This window comes from Aromatoleum buckelii (assembly GCF_012910785.2).
GTDB lineage: Bacteria > Pseudomonadota > Gammaproteobacteria > Burkholderiales > Rhodocyclaceae > Aromatoleum > Aromatoleum buckelii.
In genome coordinates, this window is the sequence record NZ_WTVH02000009.1 from 396,253 (window position 1) to 422,534 (window position 26,282).

The 26,282-nt window shown below is 64.6% G+C and carries 20 protein-coding genes and 6 tRNA genes; 24 read left to right on the top strand and 2 right to left on the bottom strand.

The window, feature by feature from the left end; translation table 11 throughout:
* Positions 1-460: 460 nt before the first annotated feature.
* The 8 genes from GO608_RS08005 to GO608_RS08040 all read left to right on the top strand — a co-directional run bounded on the left by GO608_RS08005 (position 461) and on the right by GO608_RS08040 (position 13,271).
* Positions 461-2,611, top strand: coding sequence for a hydantoinase/oxoprolinase family protein (locus GO608_RS08005; protein ID WP_169197476.1), 2,151 nt, complete (start codon positions 461-463; stop codon positions 2,609-2,611).
* Between the two features lie 91 nt (positions 2,612-2,702).
* Positions 2,703-5,027 carry a hydantoinase B/oxoprolinase family protein gene (locus tag GO608_RS08010; protein WP_169197475.1) on the top strand — a complete coding sequence of 775 codons (2,325 nt, stop codon included), beginning with the start codon at positions 2,703-2,705 and terminating at the stop codon, positions 5,025-5,027.
* A 39-nt stretch (positions 5,028-5,066) separates the two neighbouring features.
* A complete protein-coding gene (locus GO608_RS08015; RefSeq protein WP_169197474.1) occupies positions 5,067-5,570 on the top strand; it encodes an acetone carboxylase subunit gamma in 504 nt (167 codons plus the stop codon).
* Between the two features lie 214 nt (positions 5,571-5,784).
* Positions 5,785-7,779, top strand: a complete 1,995-nt coding sequence (locus GO608_RS08020) for an AMP-binding protein (RefSeq protein ID WP_169197473.1) — start codon at positions 5,785-5,787, stop codon at positions 7,777-7,779.
* Between the two features lie 19 nt (positions 7,780-7,798).
* The gene (locus tag GO608_RS08025) at positions 7,799-8,497 is read left to right on the top strand and encodes a CoA transferase subunit A (RefSeq protein WP_169197472.1); all 699 of its coding nucleotides are present in this window, start codon (positions 7,799-7,801) and stop codon (positions 8,495-8,497) included.
* 2 nt (positions 8,498-8,499) lie between these two features.
* A complete protein-coding gene (locus tag GO608_RS08030; protein WP_169197471.1) occupies positions 8,500-9,147 on the top strand; it encodes a CoA transferase subunit B in 648 nt (215 codons plus the stop codon).
* Positions 9,148-9,561: 414 nt separating this feature from the next.
* Positions 9,562-11,604, top strand: coding sequence for a sigma-54-dependent Fis family transcriptional regulator (locus tag GO608_RS08035; RefSeq protein ID WP_211159245.1), 2,043 nt, complete (start codon positions 9,562-9,564; stop codon positions 11,602-11,604).
* Between the two features lie 221 nt (positions 11,605-11,825).
* A complete protein-coding gene (locus GO608_RS08040) occupies positions 11,826-13,271 on the top strand; it encodes a mannose-1-phosphate guanylyltransferase/mannose-6-phosphate isomerase (protein ID WP_169197470.1) in 1,446 nt (481 codons plus the stop codon).
* Positions 13,272-13,335: 64 nt separating this feature from the next.
* Here GO608_RS08040 and GO608_RS08045 read toward each other — a convergent pair whose 3' ends face one another.
* On the bottom strand, positions 13,336-14,133 hold the full coding sequence (locus GO608_RS08045; protein ID WP_169197469.1) for an outer membrane protein assembly factor BamD: 798 nt from the start codon (positions 14,131-14,133) through the stop codon (positions 13,336-13,338).
* Between the two features lie 13 nt (positions 14,134-14,146).
* On the opposite strand from GO608_RS08045, the gene rluD reads away from it, so the two are divergent.
* Both rluD and pgeF read left to right on the top strand, forming a co-directional pair.
* On the top strand, positions 14,147-15,109 hold the full coding sequence (gene rluD / locus GO608_RS08050) for a 23S rRNA pseudouridine(1911/1915/1917) synthase RluD (RefSeq protein ID WP_247002947.1): 963 nt from the start codon (positions 14,147-14,149) through the stop codon (positions 15,107-15,109).
* Positions 15,106-15,840, top strand: coding sequence for a peptidoglycan editing factor PgeF (pgeF, locus tag GO608_RS08055; RefSeq protein ID WP_169197467.1), 735 nt, complete (start codon positions 15,106-15,108; stop codon positions 15,838-15,840). Before rluD ends, pgeF begins: the two co-directional genes overlap by 4 nt.
* A gap of 19 nt (positions 15,841-15,859) precedes the next feature.
* On the opposite strand, the gene GO608_RS08060 is transcribed toward pgeF, so the two are convergent.
* Positions 15,860-16,081 (bottom strand): hypothetical protein, encoded by a 222-nt coding sequence (locus tag GO608_RS08060; protein WP_169197466.1) that lies wholly within the window; start codon positions 16,079-16,081, stop codon positions 15,860-15,862.
* Positions 16,082-16,209: 128 nt separating this feature from the next.
* On the opposite strand from GO608_RS08060, the gene GO608_RS08065 reads away from it, so the two are divergent.
* The 14 genes from GO608_RS08065 (at position 16,210) to GO608_RS08130 (ending at position 26,183) form a co-directional block, all read left to right on the top strand.
* Positions 16,210-17,952 carry a PHA/PHB synthase family protein gene (locus GO608_RS08065; protein ID WP_169197465.1) on the top strand — a complete coding sequence of 581 codons (1,743 nt, stop codon included), beginning with the start codon at positions 16,210-16,212 and terminating at the stop codon, positions 17,950-17,952.
* Between the two features lie 105 nt (positions 17,953-18,057).
* Positions 18,058-18,798 (top strand): acetoacetyl-CoA reductase, encoded by a 741-nt coding sequence (gene phbB, locus GO608_RS08070; RefSeq protein ID WP_169197464.1) that lies wholly within the window; start codon positions 18,058-18,060, stop codon positions 18,796-18,798.
* A gap of 222 nt (positions 18,799-19,020) precedes the next feature.
* Positions 19,021-19,761, top strand: a complete 741-nt coding sequence (gene phbB / locus GO608_RS08075) for a beta-ketoacyl-ACP reductase (protein ID WP_053422338.1) — start codon at positions 19,021-19,023, stop codon at positions 19,759-19,761.
* A gap of 122 nt (positions 19,762-19,883) precedes the next feature.
* Positions 19,884-20,516 (top strand): polyhydroxyalkanoate synthesis repressor PhaR, encoded by a 633-nt coding sequence (gene phaR / locus GO608_RS08080; RefSeq protein ID WP_169197463.1) that lies wholly within the window; start codon positions 19,884-19,886, stop codon positions 20,514-20,516.
* Positions 20,517-20,571: 55 nt separating this feature from the next.
* Positions 20,572-21,903, top strand: coding sequence for a 30S ribosomal protein S12 methylthiotransferase RimO (gene rimO / locus GO608_RS08085; protein ID WP_169197462.1), 1,332 nt, complete (start codon positions 20,572-20,574; stop codon positions 21,901-21,903).
* Positions 21,904-21,918: 15 nt separating this feature from the next.
* Positions 21,919-22,863: a patatin-like phospholipase RssA gene (gene rssA / locus GO608_RS08090; RefSeq protein WP_169197461.1), complete on the top strand. Its 945-nt coding sequence runs from the start codon at positions 21,919-21,921 to the stop codon at positions 22,861-22,863.
* Between the two features lie 16 nt (positions 22,864-22,879).
* Positions 22,880-24,286 (top strand): FAD-binding oxidoreductase, encoded by a 1,407-nt coding sequence (locus GO608_RS08095; RefSeq protein WP_169197460.1) that lies wholly within the window; start codon positions 22,880-22,882, stop codon positions 24,284-24,286.
* Positions 24,287-24,359: 73 nt separating this feature from the next.
* Positions 24,360-24,435: transfer RNA gene (locus GO608_RS08100), tRNA-Ala, on the top strand.
* 17 nt (positions 24,436-24,452) lie between these two features.
* Positions 24,453-24,528, top strand: a tRNA-Glu gene (locus GO608_RS08105).
* Between the two features lie 66 nt (positions 24,529-24,594).
* Positions 24,595-24,671: transfer RNA gene (locus GO608_RS08110), tRNA-Asp, on the top strand.
* Positions 24,672-24,782: 111 nt separating this feature from the next.
* Positions 24,783-24,858 (top strand) — tRNA-Ala (locus tag GO608_RS08115).
* Positions 24,859-24,875: 17 nt separating this feature from the next.
* Positions 24,876-24,951, top strand: a tRNA-Glu gene (locus GO608_RS08120).
* Between the two features lie 66 nt (positions 24,952-25,017).
* A tRNA-Asp gene (locus GO608_RS08125) sits at positions 25,018-25,094 on the top strand.
* Between the two features lie 237 nt (positions 25,095-25,331).
* Positions 25,332-26,183, top strand: a complete 852-nt coding sequence (locus tag GO608_RS08130; RefSeq protein WP_169197459.1) for a 3-hydroxybutyryl-CoA dehydrogenase — start codon at positions 25,332-25,334, stop codon at positions 26,181-26,183.
* Positions 26,184-26,282 lie beyond the last annotated feature (99 nt).

Here is a 26,282-nt window from a genome sequence, read left to right on the forward strand (position 1 = left end):
AGTCCGGTCCGACGAGGTGCCGTGACGCCGTCTGGGTCGCCGGCAAAACGGAGATCGGTGTAAAGAATCCCGACGGCGTGGTGAGGGTGCTCGCCGCTAACGGCCCGATAGCGGCCTTGGCGACGGCAGCCCGTCGTATTGACGCTCGGTTCTCGTCATCCGTTCACCTTCACCGACGACGTTCTCACGCTCTGCAGAGCAATCTTCCCGACCTGCCTCCCGCTTGTCGACCGCCGCTCGCACGACGTTCGATTTCCGTACGTTCCTCCGTTTTCCGATCGGCCGTGTCGGTCGATGACATTTGGTGCGGTGCAATGACAATGATTTTGAAAACCTTTATCCGCAGGTGTTTTGCGACTGCTGCAATGCAGCGGAAAGAGAGTGGCACAGACGGTGCAATAAGACATTCGGGGGCCGGCAGGATCGGCGACTCGCTAATCAAGAGGAGATGGAGATAAACATGGAAGTCCTACAGGCATCACAAGTACAGGTGCTGGGTATCGACGCCGGCGGCACGATGACCGATACCTTCTTCGTGCGCGGGGATGGTCGTTTCGTCGTCGGCAAGGCCCAGAGCAATCCCGGGGACGAATCCCTGGCGATCTACAACTCGTCAGTCGACGCGCTGGCACACTGGGGGCGGGAAGTCGACGACGTCTATCCGGAGCTGGCGACCTGCGTCTACTCGGGCACCGCGATGCTCAACCGCGTGCTGATGCGCAAGGGCCTCGACGTCGGCCTGATCTGCAACCGCGGCTTCGAGCAGATCCATTCGATGGGCCGCGCGCTGCAAAGCTACCTCGGCTACGCGCTCGAGGACCGCATCCACCTCAACACCCACCGCTACGACGAGCCGCTGGTGCCGGTGTCCCGGACCCGCGGCGTAACCGAGCGCACCGACGTGCAGGGCAAGATTGTGATCCCGCTGCGCGAGGAAGAAGTGCGCCAGGCCACCCGGGAGCTGGTCGAGGCCGGCTCGCAGGCCATCGTTATTTGCCTGCTGCAGTCGCACAAGAACGAGAAGAGCGAGCAGCGCGCCCGCGACCTGGCCAGGGAAGAGCTCAAGGCGCTCGGCGTCGACATTCCGGTCTTCGCGTCGGTGGACTACTACCCGTCGCGCAAGGAAAGCCATCGCATGAACACGACGATTCTCGAGGCCTATGGTGCCGAACCGTCGCGCCAGACGCTGAAGAAGGTCAGCGACCGTTTCAAGAAGCACGGCGCGAAGTTCGACCTGCGGGTGATGGCGACGCACGGCGGCACCATCAGCTGGAAAGCCAAGGAGCTGGCGCGCACGATCGTCTCCGGGCCGATCGGCGGCGTGATCGGCTCCAAGCTCCTCGGTGAGTACCTTGGTGACGAGAACATCGCGTGTTCGGACATCGGCGGCACGTCGTTCGACGTCGCGCTGATCACCAAGGGCAGTTTCGCGATCAAGTCCGACCCCGACATGGCGCGACTGGTGCTGTCGCTGCCGTTGGTGGCGATGGATTCGGTCGGCGCCGGCGCAGGCAGCTTCGTGCGCCTGGACCCGTACTCGAAGTCGCTCAAGCTCGGGCCTGACAGCGCCGGCTACCGCGTCGGCACGTGCTGGCCGGAAAGCGGACTGGACACCGTGTCGGTGTCCGACTGCCACGTCGTGCTCGGCTACCTGAACCCGAACAACTTCCTCGGCGGCGCGATCAAGCTCGACGTGCAGCGCGCACGCGACCACATCAAGGCGCAGATCGCCGACCCGCTGGGGCTGTCGGTCGAGGACGCCGCGGCCGGCGTCATCGAGCTGCTCGACCTCACGCTGTCCGAGTACCTGCGCGCGAACATCAGCGCGAAGGGCTACAACCCGGCCGAGTTCACGTGCTTCTCGTACGGCGGCGCCGGCCCGGTCCACACCTACGGCTACACCGAGGGAGTCGGCTTCAAGGATGTCGTTGTGCCCGCTTGGGCGGCCGGCTTCTCGGCTTTCGGCTGCGCCTGCGCCGACTTCGAGTACCGCTACGACAAGTCGGTCGACCTGGGCGTCGCCCAGCTCGCGAGCGACGAGGTGAAGGCCGCCGCCTGCGCGACCTTGCAGGAAGCCTGGAGCGAGCTCGCGACGAAGGTCATCGAGGAGTTCGTCATCAATGGCTACAAGCCCGAAGACGTGATGCTGATCCCCGGCTACAAGATGCAGTACATGGGCCAGTTGAACGACCTCGAGATCGTCTCACCGGTGTCCACCGCCGCGACCGCCGCCGACTGGCAGCAGATCATCGAGGCCTTCGAGAACATGTACGGCCGGGTCTATGCAAAGTCCGCCCGTTCGCCGGAGCTGGGCTTCTCGGTCACCGGCGCGATCCTGCGCGGTACCGTCGTGACGCAAAAGCCGGTGCTGCCGGAAGACCCGGACTGCGGCCCGACGCCGCCGAAGGAGGCCTACCTCGGCACCCGCCCGTTCTATCGCAAGAAGAAGTGGGTCGATGCCGCGCTGTGGAAGATGGAAGCGCTCAAGGCGGGCAACCACATCGTCGGCCCCGCGATCATCGAATCGGATGCGACGACTTTCGTGGTGCCGGACGGCTTCGAAACCACGATCGACAAGCACCGCCTGTTCCATCTCAAAGAAGCCCGGTAGTCGCCGGCCGCCCCAAGGCCGGCGGCGCGCCCCCTCGGGGGCGACGCCGAAGGCGGCTTGGGGGCCAATCATTCACTGAGGAGACACGACCATGAACATGATGACTAACAAGGAAGTCGGCTTTGCCGACCTGCTGAAGAACGGTCAAACGCTCAAGCAGTTCCGTGACGGCATCCTGGAGCGCACGAAGACCTCGGGCCACTACAACGGCCTGGAAAAGCTGGAACTGCGTGACTCGGACCCGATCGGCTATGAAAAGCTGTTCTCGAAGCTGCGCGGCGGCCTGGTGCATGCGCGGGAGACCGCGAAGAAAATCGCGGCGAGCCCGATCGTCGAGCAGGAAGGCGAGCTGTGCTTCACGTTGTACAACGCCGTCGGCGACTGCGTGCTGACTTCGACCGGCATCATCATCCACGTCGGCACGATGGGCGCGGCGATCAAGTACATGATCGAGAACAACTGGGAAGGCAACCCCGGCATCAATCCCGGTGACATGTTCACGAACAACGACTGCTCGATCGGCAACGTGCATCCGTGCGACATCGCGACGATCGTGCCGATCTTCTGGGAAGGCCGGCTGATCGGCTGGGTCGGCGGCGTCACGCACGTCATCGACACCGGCGCGGTGACGCCGGGCTCGATGTCGACCGGCCAGACGCAGCGCTTCGGCGACGGCTACATGATCACCTGCCGCAAGACGGGCATCAACGACGAACCGCTGCGCGACTGGCTGCACGAATCGCAGCGTTCGGTGCGCACGCCGAAGTACTGGATTCTCGACGAGAAGACCCGCATCGCCGGCTGCCACATGATCCGCGAGCTGGTCGAGGACGTGATCCGCGCCGACGGCATCGAAGCCTACGAGAAGTTCGCCTATGAAGTCATCGAGGAAGGCCGCCGGGGCCTGATGAACCGCATCAAGGCGATGACGCTGCCGGGCAAGTATCGCAAGGTGTCCTTCGTCGATGTGCCGTTCAAGCACGAGGACGTTCAGGTGTCGAACGCCTTCGCCAAGCTCGACTCGATCATGCACTCGCCGTGCGAGATGACGATCAAGGCCGACGGCAAGTGGCGCCTCGACTTCGAAGGCGCGAGCCGCTGGGGCTGGCACACCTTCAACGCCCACCAGGTCGCGTTCACGTCGGGCATCTGGGTGATGATGTGCCAGACGCTGGTGCCGACGCAGCGGATCAACGACGGCGCGTACTTCGCGACCGAGTTCCATCTGCCGAAAGGCACTTGGTGCAACCCGGATGACCGGCGCACCGGCCACGCCTACGCCTGGCACTTCCTCGTGTCGGGATGGTCGGCGCTGTGGCGCGGTTTGAGCCAGTCCTACTTCAGCCGCGGCTACCTCGAAGAGGTCAACGCCGGCAACGCCAATACGTCGAACTGGCTGCAGGGCGGGGGCATCAACCAGGACGGCGAGATCCACGCGGTCAATAGCTTCGAAGCTTCGTCCTGCGGTACCGGTGCGTGCGCGGTCAAGGACGGCCTGAACCACGCCGCCGCGATCTGGAACCCGGAAGGCGACATGGGCGACATCGAGATCTGGGAAATGGCCGAGCCGCTGCTGTACATGGGCCGCAACGTCAAGGCCAACTCGGGCGGCTACGGCAAGTACCGTGGCGGCTGCGGCTTCGAGACGCTGCGCATGGTGTGGAACGCCCAGGACTGGACGATGTTCTTCATGGGCAACGGCTTCATGAACAGCGACTGGGGAATGATGGGCGGCTATCCGGCGGCGACCGGCTACCGCTTCGAAGCCCACAAGACCGGCCTCGAGCGTCGCATCGCCAACGGCGAAAGCCTGCCGCTGGGCGGCGACATCGACCCCGCTGCGCCGACCTACGAGCACAACATCGACGCGACCGCGCGTATCAAGCGCGACAAGCAGTGCATGACCACCGAGGACTGCTACGACAACCACGACCTGTACCTGAACTACCTGCGCGGTGGCCCGGGCTTCGGTGATCCGTTCGACCGCGAGCCGAAAGCGATCGAGAAGGACCTGAACGAGAAATTCCTGCTGCCGGAATTCGCGAAAAAGGTCTACGGCGCGGTGTTCACGCAGGACGCGAAGGGCGTGTTCAGCGTCGATGCGGCCGCTACCCAAACCCGTCGCGCGGAGCTGCGCAAGGAACGTCTGGCCCGTGCGGTCCCGGTGCGCGAATGGATGAAGGAAGAGCGCGAACGCATCATCAACAAGCACGCGTCGCAGGCGGTGCAGCACATGTTTGCGACGAGCTTCGCACTGTCGGAAAAGTTCACCAAGCAGTTCAAGGACTTCTGGAGCCTGCCGGACGACTGGCAACTGCTCGAGACCGAGCTCGGCGTGCCGTCCTACGGTTCCAAGCACCGCATGGACCTGTCGCTGATGCCGGGCGTCACGACCGTCGTCCAGGTCGAAGAGTGAACTCCCCACTGAACGAACATCCGAATCAAGGAGCAGAAAATGACCTACACGAATGAGCAGGTTTCGCACTTGGTCGAGGGCACGCTCGACTGGGACACGACTTTCCGCATGCTGTCGATGCCGAAGGACAACGAGCGCTTCGGCCAGTACCTCGCCGCGCTGCAGAGCAAGGTGAGCTTCAAGGACCGCATCGTGCTGCCGCTGTCGCCGCACATGTACATCGTGCAGTCGGCGAAGACCAAGCAGTGGGTCATCAAGTGTGACTGCGGCCACGAGTTCTGCGACTACACCGACAACTGGAAGATGCACGCATTGATCCACGTGCGCGACACCGAGGAGGCGATGGCCGAGATCTATCCGAAGCTGATGGCGCCCGACACGAACTGGCAGGTGTACCGCGAATACTTCTGCCCGACCTGCGGCGTGATGCACGACGTCGAGGCGCCGACCCCGTGGTACCCGGTGATCCACGACTTCGAGCCGGACATCGAAGCGTTCTACAAGGACTGGGTCGGCTTGCCGGTGCCCGAACGCGCAGCCTGATCCACCGCGGCCGGGCGGGGCGCCCGGCGCCTGCGGGCCGGCGCTTCCCGTGACGGGGAGCACCGGCCCCGGAGCCGCGCTCCGCCTCGCGCCGTTTCTCCCTCTTCAAGCAACGAGCCATGCGAGGCGAATGCCCCGCAGGACTCCGGCATGCCAAAAAAATGAAACTCGCGCCGTTCCGGGGCGTGAAGGACAAGGGGAGGAGGACTCCGCGATGAACAGCTATATGCCGCAAGGCTATGAATGGCGCACGACGCGGCTGGCGCAGTTCATCGCGCGCCACGGCTACCGCGACCTCGACGACCTGCGCGAGCGGGCGGCGCGCGAACCCGAGCCGTTCTGGGACCAGGTGCTCGACGCGATCGGGCTCGACTGGGCGACGCCGTACCGTCAGACCCTCGACCTCACCGACGGCGTGATGTGGCCGAAGTGGTTCGTCGGCGGCCGGCTCGATCTCGTCGATAACCTCGTCGGCAAGCACGCGCGCGCGACGCCGGAGAAGATCGCGATCCGCTGGGAAGGGGACGGCGGCGAACTGCGCACGCTGAGCTACGCGGCGCTCGCCGACGAGGTCGAACGCGTCGCCGCCGGATTGCGCGCGCTCGGCGTCAGCGAAGGCGAGCGAATCGCGCTGTACCTGCCGATGGTTGCCGAAGCGGTCGTGACGATGCTCGCGGCGACGCGAATCGGCGCCGTTTTCATCCCGTTCTTTTCCGGCTACGGCGCCGATTCGGTCGCGCAGCGCGTCGCCGACTGCGAGGCGCGCGTGCTGGTGTGCGCGAACGGCTACTTTCGCCGCGGCAAGCGCGTGCCGATGCTCGCGGACGCCCGTGCCGCGGCGCGGGCCTGCCCGTCGTTGCGTCACCTCGTCGTCGTCGACCGCCTCGGCCTCGGACCGCTGGCGGCGAACGACGGTGCCGCGGAGTCGTTCGCCGAAGTGGATTTCCGCGCGTTGCAGGCCGCATCACCCGATCGTGGCCCTGCTTCTACTGCGTGGCCGGCCGACCAGACGCTGATGCTGATCTACACGTCGGGCACCACCGGCAAGCCGAAAGGCGTCGTCCACACCCACGCCGGCTTCCCGGTGAAAGCGGCGCAGGACCTGCTGATGGCTTTCGACCTGCGCGCCGACGACACGCTGATGTGGGTCACCGACATGGGCTGGCTGATGGGGCCGTGGATGGTCTATGGCGGGCTGACGCTGGGGGCGACGCTGGTGCTCTACGAGGGCACGCCCGATTACCCCGACGCCGGGCGGTTGTGGCAGGTGGTCGAGCGCCACGGCGTCACGCATTTCGGCCTGTCGCCGACGCTTGTGCGCCTGCTGATGGCGACCGACGCGAGCCTCCCTGCACCGGGCGCGCTCGATACGCTGCGGGTGTTCGGCTCGACCGGCGAGGCGTGGAACGAGGCGCCGTGGCGGTGGCTGTTCGAGCAGGTCGGCCGCTCGCGGCGCCCGATCATCAACTATTCGGGCGGCACCGAGATCGGCGGCGGCATCCTCGCGTGCTTTCCCGGATTGCCGCAGAAGCCGTGCTCGTTCGACGGGCCGATTCCGGGCATGGCGGTGGAGGTGCTCGACAGCGACGGACGCCCGGTGTGCGGCAGCGTCGGCGAGCTCGCGATCCGTCAGCCATGGCCAGGCATGACGCACGGCTTCTGGCGCGATGCGGAGCGTTACCGCGAGGCCTACTGGTCGGTGTGGCCAGACGTGTGGGTGCATGGCGACTGGGCGCGCGTGGACGCGGACGGATACTGGTTCGTCCACGGGCGCAGTGACGACACGATCAAGATCGCCGGCAAGCGGGTCGGCCCGGCGGATTTCGAGTCGGCGCTCGTGTCGCACCCGCTGGTCGTCGAGGCAGTGGCGGTCGGCATCCCCGACGAGCTCAAGGGCGAGACGGCGGTGTGCTTCGTCACCGTCGCCGACAGCGAGGCGCTCGCGGCGCGGCCGTGGCAGGCGTGGGAGGCGGAACTCGTCGACCACGTCGGTCGCCAGCTCGGCAAGCCGCTGCGCCCGGCGCACGTGCACCGCGTCGAGGCGATCCCGAAGACGCGCAACGGCAAGACGGTGCGCCGGGTGATGCGCAACGCCTACCTCGGCACCGCCCTCGGCGACCTGTCGTCGATCGAAAATCCGGCCGCGATCGATGCGGTGAGCGCGCTCCGTCCATCCGCACAAGCCGTGCCGGATGCGATCGGAACATGATTTTTACCAGGAGAACCTTATGAGCAAAGTGTATTCGGACGCCGGTTCCGCGCTGGCCGACGTCGTACGGGACGGCCAGACCGTCGCGGTCGGAGGCTTCGGCCTGTGCGGCATCCCCGAGCAGCTGATCCACGGCCTGCGCGACGCAAAGGTCAAGGACCTGACCGTGATCAGCAACAACGCAGGCGTCGACGGCATCGGCCTCGGCCTGCTGCTCGAGACGCGGCAGATCCGCAAGATGGTCGCGTCCTACGTCGGCGAGAACGCCGAATTCGAGCGCCAGCTGCTCGCCGGCGAACTCGAAGTCGAGCTCACGCCGCAGGGCACGCTCGCCGAGAAGCTGCGCGCCGGGGGAGCCGGCATTCCGGCGTTCTACACCCGCACCGGCGTCGGCACCCTCGTCGCGGAAGGCAAGGAGGAGCGCGACATCGATGGCAAGCGCTACCTGCTCGAGCGTTCGCTCACGGCCGACGTCGCGCTCGTCAAGGCGTGGAAGGCCGACCGGGCTGGCAACCTCGTCTATCGCAAGACCGCGCGCAACTTCAATCCGGTGGTCGCCACCGCCGGACGCATCACCGTTGCGGAAGTCGAGGAACTGGTCGACACCGGCACGCTCGATCCCGACCACATCCACACCCCGGGCGTCTTCGTCCAGCGCATCGTCGTCAATCCGCGCCCGACGAAACACATCGAACAACGCACCGTGAGGGAGGGATGACCATGGCCTGGACACGCAACGAGATGGCCCGCCGCGCGGCGCAGGAGCTGCGCGACGGTTTCTACGTGAACCTCGGCATCGGCATGCCGACGCTGGTCGCGAACCATATTCCCGATGGCATGGACGTGTGGCTGCAGTCGGAAAACGGCCTGCTCGGCATCGGGCCGTTTCCGACCGATGCCGAGGTCGACGCCGATCTCATCAACGCCGGAAAGCAGACCGTCACGACGCTCGCCGGCAGCAGCATCTTCAGCAGCGCCGACTCCTTCGCGATGATCCGCGGGGGCCACATCGATCTGGCGATCCTCGGCGCGATGCAGGTCAGCGAGCACGGCGACCTCGCCAACTGGATGATCCCGGGCAAGCTGGTCAAAGGCATGGGTGGGGCGATGGACCTGGTCGCCGGAGTGCGTCGCGTCGTGGTGATGATGGAGCACTGCAGCAAGGGCGGCGAGCCGAAGATACTGCGTCGCTGCGAGCTGCCGCTGACGGGGGCAGGAGTCGTGAACCGCATCATCACCGACCTGTGCGTGCTCGACGTCACGCCACGCGGGCTGCGGTTGCTGGAGACCGCGCCGGGAGTCGGCATCGAGGACGTCATCGCGCGAACCGGCGCGCCGGTCGACGTCGAGGAGATGGTGATCGACTGAACCGACGAATTCGCCCCAGCTTTTTGCCGAGCGATCCGGGGTTTGTGGCCGGCCGAAGCCGAGCCGCTCTCTCGCGCAGCCGCCCCGAGCGGCGTCCGTTCGATTTCCGGACGCCGTCCGACGCCGACCGTCCGGAAACCGGACGGTCGGCGATTTCACCTCCCGGACGCTCCGCCCCGGAGTGTCCGGCCATCAGAGTGTGAAGAGATGTTTCCTTTGATGTTCCTCATGGCATCCATTTTGCTATTCTGCTAAAGCTGCGACGGATGCTGATGTCGTGGCTTTCGATCAGCCGCAGAGCTGACCATCCCACAACACGTTCGACGGCGCCTTCGCGGGCAGAATCCACAAGACTTCATCCAATGGCCGTGCTTGCCTCGGCCCGCCGCGAAGCACGCCTGAGGAGGAGACTTGATGACACGGATGCCGGAAGGGCAGATATTTTCCGACCCTCGTAACGACACTGCAGTGATGGCGGCGTGGGAACGCTTTCTCGACGGGGGCCGACCCGCCGATTCGCTGCGCACGCTCATCGACGGATCGTGGCAGCGCTGCCAGCAGCAGAATGTCGACCCGGACAAGTGCAGTGCGCCGCCGCCGGTCGAGGAATCGACGCTCTTCTCGCTCAAGCAGCACAACAGCGAACTGCTCGAAGCGAGCGCGCCGATCATGGCCTATGCACGGGATTTTCTCGCTGAAACCGGCACGATGATGGTGCTCGCGGACACGAGCTGCACGATCCTGTCGACGGAAGGCGACGACCCGACGCTCGGAGTCGCGGAAAGCATCCACCTGATTCCCGGCGTGTCCTGGACCGAGCGAGTTTGCGGCACGAACGCGATCGGTACTGCGCTTGCCGTCGGGGAACCGGTGCAGATCCATTCGGCCGAGCATTACTGCGCCGGCATCAAGCGCTGGACGTGCTCGGCAACGGTGATCCGCCATCCGCACGATGGCGAGGTCATCGGGGTCGTCGATGTTTCCGGATTATCGGAAAGCTACAGCCGGCAAAGTCTCGCGCTGGTCGTGACGACCGCCAGCCGCATCGAGAGCAAGATCGCGATGCGCGAGATGGAGCGGCGCTACGTGCTGCTCGATGCGTCGTTGCCGCGCTGGTCGGGCGCCGTGGCCGGACTGGTGCTGTTCGATCGCCGCGGGTATCCGGTCAAGATGAACGAGATCGCGCAGGCGGCGATGTCCGCTTTGGGTGCCGAAATCGATCTCGCCAAGCCGCGGCGCATGCCGGAGCTGGCGATCGACGAGCTCGGACAGTTGCGGCAGGACTGGGCCCTGCCGGCGTGGCTGCAGCGGGAATGGCTCGAGCCGGTGGTCGACAGCCGCGGCCAGCGGCTGGGGACGCTGCTCGTCGTGCCGTTGCCGCGCCTCGGGCGCGCCGTCTCGGGCGAAGGCGCACGGGACTTGTCACGCGAGCCTGCCCGCTGGGAGGCCAACCTCCCCGCGGGCTTCGCGACGATTGTCACGCGCGACCCGGGGCTGCGCGAGGCGGTGCGCAAGGCCGACCAACTGGCGCGCTCGAAAGTGCCGGTGCTGCTGCTCGGCGAGACCGGCGTCGGCAAGGAGGAGTTCGCGCAGGGGTTGCACAAGGCGAGTCCGTTCCGCGACGGCCCTTACGTCGCGCTGAACTGTGGGGGACTGACGCGCGAACTGCTCGCGAGCGAACTGTTCGGTTATGTCGAGGGGGCGTTTACCGGGGCGCGCCGTGGCGGTCTGGTCGGCAAGATCGAGGCCGCAAACGGCGGCACGCTGTTCCTCGACGAGATCGGTGAGATGCCGCTCGATCTGCAACCGCACCTGTTGCGCGTGCTCGAACAGAGCGAAATTTACCGGCTCGGCGAGAACGTGCCGCGCAAGGTCAATTTCCGCCTCATCGCGGCGACTCACCGCGACCTGCGCAAGGAGGTTGCCGACGGGCGCTTCCGCATGGACTTCTACTATCGCGTCGCGGTGACGTCGGTGCGCATTCCGCCGCTGCGCGAGCGCTGCGGCGACGTGCGCGCCCTGGCAGAGCATTTCGTCGAACGCTTCTGCAAGCAGCACGACCTCGGGCCGCGGCGGCTCGACGACGAGCTGCTCGTGCATCTCGAAAACTATGCGTGGCCGGGCAACGTGCGGGAGCTGCGCAACGTCATCGAGAGCATGCTGCTGATGAGCGACCAGGAATGCGTCGGCCTCGACGCGCTGCCGCCGGAGCTGATGTCCGGCGCCGAGGCCGACACACCGGGCCTCCCGCCTCGCGCGGGACGCGAGGCCCGTGCAGTTGCGTCCGTAAGCAGCATCGCACAGGGCGAAGTAGAGCTGATTCGCCGCGCGATCGCCACGACGCGCGGCAATCTCACGCGCGCCGCTCGCGAGCTCGATATCGCGAAGAGCACGCTGTACCAGAAGGTCAAGCTCTACGGACTCGAAAGCGAGATCGGCCGCATGCGGGGAAGTTGAGCGCGTTCCCCCTGCCGCCCGCCGGGGCCGGAGCTGTAGGGGGAAGTCGGGCAGCGCGGTGAACGGGCAGGTTTCAGTGCCCGCGATCACACTCTCTTGCAGTCGGCCGAAATGGCAGACGGGTTTTTATCGTATCCTCGGGTGAGCCGGGCGGCGCTTGTGCCCGACTCCGGCGTGCGCGCCCGCACGCCCGTCCCTACTGAATCTCGACGGACCCAGCAATGAAACTTCACCCCGTTATCCTGTCCGGCGGCTCCGGCACGCGTCTGTGGCCGTTGTCCCGCGAGCAATATCCGAAACAGCTGCTGGCGCTGATCGGCGACGACACGATGCTGCAGCAGACGGCGCTTCGCCTCGCCGGTTTTTCCGGAGGCCTGCCGGTTTCCGACCAACCGCTCGTTGTGTGCAACGAGGAATACCGCTTCATCACGGCCGAGCAGATGCGGGCGGCTGGCTGCCCGACGAACCACATCCTGCTCGAACCCGTCGGACGCAATACCGCGCCGGCGCTGACGCTTGCCGCGCTGACGGTGCGGCGCGACAGCGACGACGGGGTGCTGCTCGTCATGCCGGCCGATCACGTCATCCGCGACCGCGAGGCTTTCCACCGCGCGGTCGACACGGGCATCGAAGCGGCGCTCGCCGGCGCGATGGTGACGTTCGGCATCGTGCCGGAGCGCGCCGAAACGGGCTACGGCTACATCGGTGTCGGCGACGAGGCGAGCCCAGGCGTTCACGCGGTCGCGTCCTTCGTCGAGAAACCCGACGCCGAGACGGCGGCCGAGTACGTCGCGAGCGGCGCGTACCTGTGGAACAGCGGCCTGTTCATGGTCAAGGCCGGCGTGTGGCTGAAGGCGCTCGGGCATTTCAATCCGGAAATGCTGGCCGCGTGCGAAGCAGCGCTCGAGACGGCCGGCCTTGATGCCGACTTCGTCAGGGTCGGTCGCGAGGCGTTCCAGGCGTGTCCGTCGGATTCGATCGACTACGCGGTCATGGAGAAGCTCGCGGCGACACCGGAACTGGGCATTGCGCCGCAGGTCGTGCCGATGTCGGTGGGGTGGTCGGATGTCGGGGCGTGGGACGCGCTGTGGACGCTCGCCGACAAGGATGACGACGGCAATTCCGGTCGTGGCGACGTGATGTTCGAGGGCACGACCGGGAGCCTCGTCCATGCGACGAGCCGGATGGTCGTGTGCCTCGGCGTCGACGGACTGGTGATCGTCGAGACGCCCGACGCGGTGATGGTCGCGCGCAAGGACCAGACGCAGGACGTCAAGAAAATCGTCGCGCGGCTCAAGTCCGACAGCCGCCCGCAGGCGCTGGCGCACCGCAAGATACACCGGCCGTGGGGCTGCTACGATTCGATCGACACCGGCGGCCGTTTCCAGGTCAAGCACATCGAGGTCAAGCCGGGCGCCTCGCTGAGTCTGCAGATGCACCATCACCGGGCGGAACACTGGATCGTCGTGCGCGGCACAGCAAGAGTCACGCGCGGCGATGAAACTTTCCTGCTGTCCGAGAACCAGTCGACCTACATCCCGCTGGGCGTCACGCATCGCCTCGAAAACCCGGGGAAGATGCTGCTGGAGATGATCGAGGTGCAGTCGGGAAGTTACCTTGGCGAAGACGACATCGTGCGCTTCGACGATACGTACGGGCGCAGCTGAAGAGAAGGTCTATTTGCGGCGGGCCGAACGTATCCCGCTCCGAGGTTCCGGCCTGCCGCGGTGCTTACCAGAGCTGCCACCAGGGCCGGGTGTCCTTCGGCCCGCCGGCGAAATAGGCGCTGTTCGGGAAGTTCTTGCGCATCACGCGGTCGGCGTCGTCGCGCAGCTCGGTCATGCCGAGCGTGTCGTAGCTTTTCACCAGCACGAACAGCGCTTCTTCGGCGGCGGGTGCCTGGGGATAGGTCTCGAGCGCAGTCCTGGCGCGGTTGACCGCCGCGACGTAGGCGCCACGGCGGTAGTAGTAGCGCGCGACGTGCACTTCATGGGCGGCAAGCGAATTGACGAGATATTGCATCCGCTGGCCTGCGTCTTCGGCGTAGCGGCTTTCCGGGAAACGCTTCACGAGCTGGCCGAAGGTGTCGAACGACTCCTGCGCGCCCTTCGGGTCGCGCTCGGAAAGATCCTGGTTGGACAGTCCGGCGAGCAGCCCGAGGTCTTCGTTGAACGTCGCGAGGCCTTTCAGATAGTAGGCGTAATCGGCATTCGGGTGATTCGGATGAAGCTTGATGAAGCGGTCCGCGGCGGCGATCGCGAGCGCCGGCTCGCCCGACTTGTACTGGGCGTATGCGACCTCGATCTGAGCCTGCTGCGCATAGCGCCCGTATGGATAGCGTGCTTCGAGTTTTTCGAAGAGCTTGATCGCCTGCTCGTATGCCCCTTCGTTCATGAAGGTTTTGGCTTCGGAGTAGAGACGCTGCGCGTTCCAGCCCGCCGTCTCGTCGATCTGTTCGGGCATCGAACCGCAACCACCGAGCAGCAGCGCGGCGATAACCGCTAAACTTCGAAAAGTGACCCTGGCCATCAAAAAGACTCGCGTGAATGAACCGGACGATTATAGCCCACAGGATGCGGCGCCTTTGCACCACCGCTTGACGATTCCGGCCGACTGCGCCGGGTTGCGGCTCGACCAGGCGCTGGCGCGGCTGTTTCCGTCCCATTCGCGCAGCCGCCTGCAGGGGTGGCTGAAATCCGGCCGGGTAAGCCTCGACGGCGACCAGCCCGATGCCAAGTTCAAGGTCTGGGGCGGGGAGTCGCTCGAGGTCGACGCGGCTCCGCCGCCCGAAGCCGCTGCCGAAGCGCCCCAAGACATTCCGCTCGTGGTCGTGCACGAAGACGAGGAAATCCTGGTCATCGACAAGCCGGTCGGGCTGGTGGTCCATCCGGGCAGCGGAAACTGGAGCGGCACGCTCCTGAACGCGCTGCTGCATCACGCACCGCAACTGGCGGCCGTGCCGCGGGCCGGCATCGTCCACCGGCTCGACAAGGACACCAGCGGCCTGCTGGTTGTCGCGAAAACGCTGGAAAGTCAGACTGCCCTCGTGCGCCAGCTGCAGGCGCGCACCGTCAGGCGCCACTACCTTGCGCTGGTGCACCGCGCCGTCGCGGGACCGGGCATGGTCGAGGCGCCGATTGGCCGTCACCCGACCCAGCGTACGCGGATGGCGGTCGTGCAGTCGGGGCGAGCTGCGGTGACCCGCTATCGTCCGCGGGAGCGCTTCGCGCGCGCGACGCTTGTCGAGTGCCAGCTCGAAACCGGGCGTACGCATCAGATCCGCGTCCACATGGCGCACATCGGCCATCCCTTGGTCGGCGACGCGACTTATGGATTGCGCCGCAGCGGCAGCCCGGTGCTCGACGCGTTCGCGCGGCAGGCGTTGCATGCTTTCCGGCTCGGCCTGCTGCATCCGGCAAGCGGCGCCGAGATGACTTGGGAATCGCCGCTCGCCGAGGATTTCGAAGCGCTGCTGGCGAGCCTGCGCGAGGAGTCCGCGGCGTGACGGAGGACTGGATCGAGCCGGACTGGCCGGCCCCGCCGCGCGTGCGCGGGCTCGTGACGACGCGCAACGGCGGGGTCAGCACGGGGCCGTACGCGAGCATGAATGTCGGCCTGAACGTCGGCGATTCGGTCGCCGACGTGCGACGCAATCGGGCCCTGCTTCGGAAGTGCCTGCCCGACGAGCCGGCGTGGCTCGAGCAGGTGCATGGCGTCGCGGTCGCGGACGCCGACGACATCGGCGCTCCGGCCTGCGCCGATGCGTCGGTCGCCAGGCGGCCCGGCGCGGTATGCGCCGTGATGACGGCCGATTGTCTCCCGGTGCTCTTCTGCAATGACGAAGGCAGCGTCGTCGCAGCGGCCCATGCGGGCTGGCGCGGTCTTGCCGCAGGGGTGCTGGATGCGACGGTGGCCCGCATGGGCGTACCGGCTGCGACCGTGATGGCATGGCTGGGTCCGGCGATCGGGCCAGCGGCTTTCGAGGTTGGCGACGAAGTTCGGGCGGCATTCCTCGCGACCGATCCAGCCACCGCGATCGCCTTTCGGCGTGCCGGGGGAGCCGGCAAGTGGACGGCCGATCTCTTTCTGCTCGCGCGTCTGCGTCTGGCCGCGCTCGGCGTCTCGCGCGCGTACGGCGGCGGTCTTTGCACTTATGCCGAACGGGAGCGTTTTTTTTCCTACCGGAGGGAGGGTATCACGGGGCGCTTTGTGTCAATGGTATGGTTGGCACCTTAGCCCGAACGCATGATCCGTACTATTGATCGGGGTTGGAATCGGCATCGCGGGCGTCTGTTTCTTCTGCTCCGCGGCGCTTGCGTGCGCTCCGGCGCCGTGCCGGCGTCCCGAACAGCCAGAGGAAAAGGGCTAGCGGTCCCACCCCCCAGAATATGAAAGTGAGCACGCCGCCAATCACCGTGGTGTCGGAAATGGCAGCAAGCAGAACCACGTATAACCAGGCGATGGCGACTATGTACATGACTGCCGATTCTACCCGGCTTGTGCCCGCGGCCCCATGCCCGGCAAGTAGCGTGGAAGGACGGCATACCACCAGGGTCACCGCGGCATGCCCGCAAGCAGGCCGGACCCAGGCCTCAGGAGGGGCGGATGTCTGATTCGGAAGACAAGCAGGCTAACGCAGCGGTTCAGGGAATGCTGCAGTTCGGCCAGGCCATGATGCAGAACTTCTTCGACGCCGTGGGGCGGCAGCAGGCCGCGATGCAGGACAGCTCCGGCGCAACGGTCCAGCGGCTTCCGTTGCCGGAAGCGGAGGAACTCAGCCGCATGCAACAGCAGTTCGCCGAGCGGCACGCGGCGCTGTGGTCTGCGCTGCTGCAGCGCAAACCCGGCGAGCAGGCGGCACCGATCGTCGAACCGCCCCCTGGCGACCGCCGGTTTTCGTCGCCAGAGTGGGCATCGAGTCCGGTGTTCGATTACGTCCGGCAGGCGTACCTGTTGAACTCCGAATTCCTCCAGCAGGTTTCCGACGCGGTGCCGATGGCCGATGGGCGGGCCAAGTCGAGGGTGCAGTTTCTCACGCGGCAGTATATCGACGCGCTAGCGCCGTCGAACTTCGCCGCAACCAATCCCGAATTCATCAAGACGGCACTCGAGACCAAGGGCGAAAGCATCACGAAAGGGCTGAAGAACCTGATCGCGGATCTCGAAAAAGGGCGCATTTCGATGACCGACGAGGCGGCGTTCGAAGTCGGCCGCAATCTGGCCGTCACGCCCGGCGCGGTCATTCACGAGAACGAGCTCGTTCAGCTGATCCAGTACGCGCCGCTCACCGACAAGGTGGCGCAGGTCCCGCTGCTGATCGTTCCGCCGAGCATCAACAAGTATTACGTGCTGGATCTGCAGCCGGAAAATTCCCTCGTGCGCTTCGCCGTCGAGCAGGGTTTCACGGTGTTCCTGGTGTCCTGGAAGAACGTCGGGCCGGAGGGCGGGCATTTCACGTGGGACGATTACGTCGACAAAGGCGTGCTGACCTCGCTCGACGTCGTACGTGCAGTGACGCGCGTCAAAAAGCCCAACGTGCTCGGTTTCTGTGTCGGCGGCACGATCCTGTCGGCAGCCCTTGCGGTCGCGCGAGGCCGCGGCGAGGAGCCGGTCGAGAGCGTGACGCTGATGACGACGCTGCTCGATTTCGCCGACGCCGGGGAGCTCGCTTGTCTCGTCGACGAAGCGAGCGTCGCGGCGCGTGAAGCGGCGATCGGCAAAGGCGGGCTGCTCAAGGGGCAGGAACTGGCCAACGTCTTTTCCTCGCTGCGCGCCAACGACCTGATCTGGCAGTACGTCGTCGGCAATTATCTGAAGGGCAGTACGCCGCCGCCCTTCGACCTGCTGTACTGGAATTCGGACAGTACGAACCTGCCGGGACCGTTCCTAACGTGGTACCTGCGCAACATGTACCTTGAAAACAACCTCCGCGTGCCGGGCAAGCTCAAAGTGCTCGGCGTCAAGGTTGATCTCGGCAAGGTGGATGTGCCCGCCTATCTGCTCGCGACTCGCGAGGACCACATCGTGCCGTGGAAAGGCGCATACCTGTCGCGCGGTCTGCTCGGAGGCGATACGACTTTCGTGCTGGGTGCGAGCGGGCATATCGCCGGAGCGATCAATCCCGCATCGAAGAATCGCCGCAGCTTCTGGGTCAATCCTTCCACCGCCGCCGATCCCGACGAATGGCTGGAGGGTGCCGATGAACGCAAGGGCAGCTGGTGGCTGCACTGGATCGAGTGGCTGAAGCTGCGCGGCGGCAAGCAGGTGGCGGCACGCGGGCGCCTCGGCAATGCGACATACAAACCGACCGAGCCTGCTCCGGGCCGGTACGTGAAGGAAAAGGCCTGACGCCAGAGCCGACAAGAAGAATCAGCTCGCGGCAGCGGTTACGGGGGGCGCTGCCGGGCATTGTTACAGACCCTTCGAGAGATGAAACGGGAGAGGAGTTAGAACATGGCAAGAGTTGCACTGGTAACGGGAGGCATGGGTGGCCTGGGTGAAGCGGTCTGCATCAAGCTCGCGGCGCTCGGCTACCGCGTGGTGACCACGCATTCGCCCGGTAACGCGAAAGCCGGCGAATGGCTGCAGACGATGAACAACATGGGTTACGGCTTCCGTGCCTTTCCCTGCGACGTGTCGGATTTCGATTCGGCCCGGAGCTGCGTCGAAACGGTGACGAAGGAGGTCGGCGCGGTGGACGTGCTGGTCAATAACGCCGGCATCACCCGCGACATGACGTTCCGCAAGATGACCAAGGCGGACTGGGATGCGGTGATCTCGACCAACCTCGACAGCGTGTTCAACATGACCAAGCAGGTCATGGACGGAATGGTCGAGCGCAAGTGGGGTCGGGTCATCAACGTGTCGTCGGTCAATGGCCAGAAGGGCGCGTTCGGCCAGACCAACTACTCCGCGGCCAAGGCCGGGATGCACGGATTCACGAAGGCGCTGGCACTGGAAGTGGCTCGTTCCGGCGTGACCGTCAACACGATCTCGCCCGGTTATATCGGCACCAAGATGGTTATGGCGATCCCGCAGGAGATCCTCGATACCAAGATCCTGCCGCAGATCCCGGTGGCGCGCCTGGGCAAGCCGGAAGAAATCGCGGGGCTGGTGGCCTACCTGTCGTCCGAGGAGGCGGCCTTCGTCACCGGCGCCAATATCTCGATCAACGGCGGTCAGCACATGTTCTGAGCAAGGTCCGCAAGGTTCGAGGACGGCGTGTTCCGGCAGCAGGAGCACGCCGTTTTTACTTATTGCATTGCAGCATCATGCAACAAATGTGCTTATAATCCTCCCGCTAGTGGTATCCGCGTCCCGGGGTGCCGCCTGTCAGCCAACCGAAGAGCGGGGCAGCCGGCGAAGGCGCGACTGCCTGTGATTCCTCATCACCCAATTGCAGCAAGAGGATTGCAAATGAATCAGAAAGTCGCACTCGTCACCGGCGCCATGGGCGGCCTGGGTACCGCGATCTGCCAGGCGCTGGCAAAGGACGGAATGAAGGTCGTGGCCAATTGTCTCCCGGGCTTCCCGCAGAAGGATGAGTGGCTGGGACGGCAGAAGGAGCTCGGCTTCGATTTCATCGCAGCCGAAGGTGACGTGTCCGACTATGACTCCTGTCGCGCGATGGTGGCGAAGATCGAGGCCGACGTCGGCGCGATCGACGTGCTGGTGAACAACGCCGGGATCACCCGCGACAAGTTCTTCCCGAAGATGGAAAAAGCGCAGTGGGATGCGGTCATCAACACCAATCTCAACAGCCTCTTCAACGTCACCCACCACATCTCGCCGAAGATGGCAGAACGGGGCTATGGGCGGATCATCAATATTTCTTCGGTGAACGGCGTCAAGGGCCAGGCCGGCCAGGCCAACTACTCGACCGCGAAGGCGGGCGTGCTCGGCTTCACCAAAGCGCTTGCCGCGGAACTGGCAACGAAAGGCGTGACCGTCAATGCGATCGCGCCGGGCTATATCGGCACCGAGATGGTGATGGCGATCCGCGAAGACATCCGCCAGGGCATCATCGACAGCGTACCGATGAAGCGCCTGGGCAAGCCGGAAGAAATCGGCGCCCTGTGCTCCTACCTGTCTTCCGACCTGGCTGGCTACGTCACGGGCGCGACGATCAATATCAACGGCGGCCTCCACATGTGCTGATGCAGCATCCGAAGCCTGTGGATGATTGCGAACCCCCGCCGAATGGCGGGGTTTTTCTTTCGGCAGCGCGGTATAATTTTTTTACAGAGCGGAATCGACCGCCGTCGAGGAGAAAAGCGAATATGGCCGAGCAAGGGCGCCTGATCAAGAAGTACCCGAACCGCCGTTTGTATGATACTCGGACCAGCTCGTACATCACGCTGGCCGACGTCAAGGAACTGGTGCTCAGCCGCGAAGAATTCCAGGTGGTCGATGCAAAAACCACTGAGGACCTGACGCGCAGCATCCTGCTCCAGATCATCCTCGAAGAAGAAGCCGGCGGCGCGCCGATGTTCACCAGCGATCTTCTTGCCCACATGATCCGCTTCTACGGCAACGCCACCCAGGGAATGATGGGGAAGTACCTCGAGAACAACATCAAGGCCTTTACTGAAATGCAGGGAAAGCTGCAGGAACAGGCGCAGGCAATCTACGGCGAGAACAGCCCGATCAGCCAGGACCTGTGGGCGCAGTTCCTGAATTTCCAGGGCCCTGCGCTGCAAAGCGTGATGGGCACCTACGTCGAGCAGAGCAAGAAGATGTTCTCCCAGATGCAGGAGCAGATCGAGAGCCAGACCCGCAATATCTTCACCGGATTCCCGTTCCCCAGCTACGCTCCTGCGGGCAAGGACGAGACGGGTGCGAAAACGGCCACCGAAACCGAGATGCCGGCAGAAAAACCCACGGGCAAGGGCGGCCGCGCCACCCAGAAATAAGGCGAACCCGGCCCGCGGCCACGATCGAGGACCGCAGAGGGGTTCAACAGAGAGCATGACTCAGCAGAAATTCCAGCACGTGCCGCGCGTCGGCTTCGTATCCCTCGGCTGCCCCAAGGCCACGGTCGATTCCGAACATATCCTGACTCGCCTGCGTGCAGAAGGCTACGACATTTCCGGCAGCTACGATGACGCGGATCTCGTCGTCGTCAATACCTGCGGTTTCATCGATGCCGCAGTCGAGGAGTCCCTCGACGCCATCGGCGAGGCGCTCGCCGAAAACGGCAAGGTCATCGTCACGGGATGCCTCGGTGCCAAGGACGACGTCATCCTTGCAGCCCACCCCCAGGTGCTGGCGGTGACGGGCCCGCACGCTACCGACGCCGTAATGAAGGCGGTACACCAGCATTTGCCCAAGCCGCACGATCCTTTTACCGATCTCATTCCGCCTCAGGGAATCCGGCTGACCCCGGCGCATTACGCTTACCTCAAGATATCCGAGGGCTGCAACCATCGCTGCAGCTTCTGCATCATTCCGTCGATGCGCGGCGACCTCGTCAGCCGTCCGATCCACGACGTTATGCGCGAAGCCGAATCGCTCGTCGATTCGGGCGTGAAGGAACTCCTCGTGATCTCGCAGGACACCAGCGCTTATGGTGTCGACCTGAAATATCGCACCGGCTTCTGGAACGGCCGTCCGCTCAAGACCAGACTGATCGACCTGGCGAAGGCGCTCGGCGAGCTCGGGGTATGGGTGCGGATGCACTACGTCTATCCGTATCCGAGCGTCGACGAACTGATTCCACTGATGGCCGAGGGCAAGATCCTGCCGTATCTGGACGTGCCATTCCAGCACGCCAGTCCGCGCATCCTCAAGGCGATGAAGCGTCCCGGGAATGTCGAAAACGTCCTCGAACGAATCCGCAAGTGGCGCAGCATTTGTCCCGACCTGACGATCCGATCGACGTTCATCACCGGCTTCCCCGGTGAAACGGATGAAGATTTCGAGCAGTTGCTCCGTTTCCTCGAAGAGGCGCAGCTCGATCGTGTCGGTGCATTCGCGTATTCGCCTGTCGAAGGCGCCGCCGCGAACCTGCTTGCCGACCCGGTGCCCGACGAGGTTCGCGAGGAACGACGGATGCGCCTGATGGATTTCCAGGAAGACATCTCAACGCAGCGCCTCGAACGCTGGATCGGGCGCGACATCACCGTGCTCGTCGAGGAAGTCGACGATGAAGGCGCGGTTGCCCGTTCGGGCAGCGACGCTCCCGAAGTGGACGGGCTGGTGATCATCCCGGATGGCGAGGAGCTCGTTCCCGGCGAATTCGCGAAGGTGCGCGTCACCGATTGCGACGTGCACGATCTTTACGCCAAGCCACTCCCGTGATGTCCTGCTAGCGCCATGTACGAAACGGCGCTCCCGTGCGTGCCCGGCAGCAGCCCGGTCATCGGTCTGGCTCTGGGCAGCGGTGCGGCGCGAGGCTGGGCTCACCTGGGCGTCCTGCAGGCGCTGGCTCGTGAAGGAATCGAGCTCCAGGTGATCTGCGGATGTTCGATCGGAGCGTTTGTCGGCGCCGCGATGGCGGCGGGGGATCTCACGAAGCTCACCGAATGGGCGCAGTCGCTGAAATGGCAGGACGTCGTTTCGCTGCTCGACGTCAGCCTCAGGGGCGGACTGATCCGCGGCCAGAAACTCATCCAGTTTTTCGAGCGCAATTTCGTCGATCGGGATTTTTCCGAACTCCAGCGCTCCTTTGCGTGCGTCGCCACCGAACTGGAAACCGGGCGGGAGATCTGGCTGCGGGAAGGAAGCGTTTCGGCCGCCGTGCGCGCCTCGATCGCGCTTCCCGGGCTGTTCACACCGGTCATCCACAATGGCCGCCTTCTCGTCGACGGCGGCCTCGTCAACCCGGTGCCGGTTTCCCTGTGCCGCGCGATGGGAGCCGATGTCGTGATCGCGGTCGATCTGGGGTCGGACATGATCGGAAAATCCTGGCGTCCGGTGCCGGCTGAGGCCGAAACCGGTATCGGCTGGACGGAGCGCCTGTTCGGACGCCTGGGCTTTTTCGGCAGCGGCGGGAACGGTGAGCCGGGAAACGGTCAGAATCCGTTGCGTGAGGTTAACCTGCCTTCGCTTCTGACCGTCCTCACTAGCAGCATCAACATCATGCAGGTTCGTATCGCGCGCAGTCGGCTTGCCGGGGAGCCGGCCGATGTGCAGATATCTCCGCGCCTGGGCCACTTGGGGCCAATGGATTTTCATCGCGCTGCGGAGGCGATTGCGGAAGGAGAGGCGGCCGTCGAACGGATGCTGCCGACGTTGCGATACTGTCTGGGGCATGGTTGAACGGGAGTTGCCCGATATGAACGAGTTGCTACCCACGCTCGCGGCGGCCGTCGGGGCGCCGCATCTGCTCACCGACCCCGAGTCGATGGCGCCTCACCTGACCGACTGGCGCGGGCGCTACACGGGAACTGCGCTGGCGGTCGTCAAGCCCGCCGGGACGGCCGAAGTTGCGGCAGTCGTGCGCGCCTGTGCGGCGGCCGACGTCGCGATGGTCCCGCAAGGCGGAAATACCGGCCTGTGCGGCGGCGCGACCCCACTGGCGAACGGGCAGACGGTGGTGATCAACCTGTCACGCATGCATCGCATCCGCGCCGTCGATCCCGCCAACAATGCGTTGATCGCCGAGGCCGGCTGCACCCTTGCGGCCGTCCAGCAGGAGGCAACATCGGTCGATCGGCTTTTCCCGCTGTCGCTCGCCTCGGAGGGGAGTTGCGAGATCGGCGGGAATTTATCGACGAACGCCGGGGGAGTCCAGGTCCTGCGCTACGGCAACATGCGAGACCTCGTGCTCGGCGTCGAAGTCGTCCTGCCCGATGGTCGCGTATGGGACGGGCTGAGGACATTGCGCAAGGACAACACCGGCTATGACCTGAAGCAGCTGTTCATCGGGGCGGAAGGTACTCTCGGTATAGTCACCGCGGCCGCGCTCAAGCTCTTTCCCCGCATGCGCAGCCGCGCCACGGCCTGGGTCGCGATACCCGACCCTGCGGCCGCGGTGACGGTTCTGGCCCGGCTTAGGAATGCAGGGGGCGACCGGGTGACGGCGTTCGAAATCGTCGGCCGCTCGGCGCTCGATCTGGTATTGAAGCACTTCCCTGGCGCCCGGTCACCGCTTGCCGATCCGGGCGCATGGGCGGTGCTCGTGGAGTTGACGGACGCTTTTGTCGATGCGCCGCTGGGGGAAATGCTCGAGCGGGCGCTGGCTGAAGCGCTGGACGAGGGGCTCGTGCTCGATGCGGCGGTCGCCTCGAGCCTGGCGCAGGCCGAAACCCTGTGGGCATTGCGCGAAAACGTCTCCGAAGCGCAACGGCTCGAAGGCGTCAGCATCAAGCATGACATCTCGGTTCCGGTAAGCAGGATTCCGGAGTTTCTCGAACGAGCAGACGCTGCCCTTCTGGCCGCATGGCCGGATGCGCGCATCGTTGCCTTCGGCCATATCGGCGACGGGAACCTGCACTACAACCTGTCGAAGCCGGACGCGCAGGAAAACGCCCATTTCATCGCCAGAACAGAGGAAGTCAATCGCCTCGTTCACGATGTCGTCGACCAGCTCGGGGGCTCGATATCCGCGGAGCACGGCCTCGGCCAGCTCAAGCGCGTTGAGGTCCGGCGCTACAAATCGGAAGTCGAGCTGGAGTTGATGCGGGCGGTAAAGGAAAGCATCGATCCGCGCGGTTTGATGAATCCCGGCAAGGTTTTGTGAGATGCAAAGATGATCGCAATTTGGGGTTTACAGTGTCATTGGGTAGCCCTATAATGCGCGCTCTTTCGGGTCAGGGGGTATAGCTCAGCTGGGAGAGCGCTTGCATGGCATGCAAGAGGTCAGCGGTTCGATCCCGCTTACCTCCACCAACCGAAGAAGCGACGATGTCCCCATCGTCTAGAGGCCTAGGACATCGCCCTTTCACGGCGGTAACCGGGGTTCGAATCCCCGTGGGGACGCCAGAACAACGCGGGTCGCCGTAAGGCGGCGCGCAAATCGGCAAAAAACTGCCGATAGCAGGTCAGCGCGGAGTGGTAGTTCAGTTGGTTAGAATACCGGCCTGTCACGCCGGGGGTCGCGGGTTCGAGTCCCGTCCACTCCGCCAGTTTCATAGCAGTGTTGGTGTGTCGTTCGCCGCTACGTGTTCATTCGGATCGGCGAACAAGCTGTGCTTGCAGTGCGTTCATTCAAGCGCTATAGTCTCGCGCTCTGTCGTGGGGGTATAGCTCAGCTGGGAGAGCGCTTGCATGGCATGCAAGAGGTCAGCGGTTCGATCCCGCTTACCTCCACCAACCGAAGAAGCGACGATGTCCCCATCGTCTAGAGGCCTAGGACATCGCCCTTTCACGGCGGTAACCGGGGTTCGAATCCCCGTGGGGACGCCAGAACAACGCGGGTCGCCGTAAGGCGGCGCGCAAATCGGCAAAAAACTGCCGATAGCAGGTCAGCGCGGAGTGGTAGTTCAGTTGGTTAGAATACCGGCCTGTCACGCCGGGGGTCGCGGGTTCGAGTCCCGTCCACTCCGCCAACAGACAAGGGAGCCTTCGGGCTCCCTTTTTTTCGCCCGTCAAGCGAGTGTCATCGGAAAGCGATCATCCAGAGTTGGGTACGGGCCGCCGTGAGTGACGGATGGCTGCGATGGCAGGCATTCGCGGCGCTGGCATCATCAAGGTAAATTGCACTAGAGTTTTCCTTATACGCTTCGGTACGGGATTCTCGATGGCAATGCCGATGTGTTCGTTAAACGACAGGAGCGGGATATACAATGAATATGAAGAAAATCGGGATCGTTGGTGCTGGAACGATGGGAAACGGCATAACCCAGGCGTTCGCGGTGGCAGGGTTCGACGTCGTGATGAGCGACGTTGCGGACGCGGCGTTGCAGCGCGGTCTGGCGACCCTGAGCGGCAGCCTCGATCGGCTCGTCAAGAAAGACAAGATGACCGAAGCGCAGAAGGTTGAGGCGATTGCGCGGGTGCGCGGATCGACGGAGCTCGGCGCGATGAGCGACTGCGACCTCATCATCGAGGCGGCAACCGAAAACCTCGCACTGAAGCTGAAAATCTTCGAGCAACTCGACGCCATTGCAAAACCCGAGGCGATCATCGCGAGCAATACGTCATCGATTTCGATCACGAAGCTCGCTGCTTCCACGCGACGTGCCGACCGAATCATCGGCATGCATTTCTTCAATCCCGTTCCGGTGATGGCGCTGGTGGAACTCATTCGGGGTTTGCAGACATCCGACGCCACTTACGCGGCCGTAGAGACGCTTGCCGGCGCAGTCGGCAAGACGTCGGTGCAAGTGCGCAACAGCCCGGGTTTCGTCGTCAACCGCCTGCTGTGTCCGATGATCAACGAGGCGATTTTTGCCCTCGGGGAAGGCCTCGCGAGCGCGGCCGAGATCGACGAGGCAATGAAGCTGGGCTGCAACCATCCCATCGGCCCGCTCGCGCTGGGGGACATGATCGGTCTCGACGTGGAACTCGCGGTGATGCAGGTGCTCTTCGAAGGTTTCAAGGACCCGAAGTATCGCCCCGCGCCGCTTCTCGTGGAGATGGTGGAAGCGGGCTACCTCGGCCGCAAGTCGGGCAAAGGCTTCTTCGATTACAAATAATCCACTCCGTGAGGCAGCCGGCTGTAGAGGCTGCCTTAAAGTCTCCTCGGTAGGAACCCGATAAAAAACGCCACCCGAGGGTGGCGTTATCACTTGAGC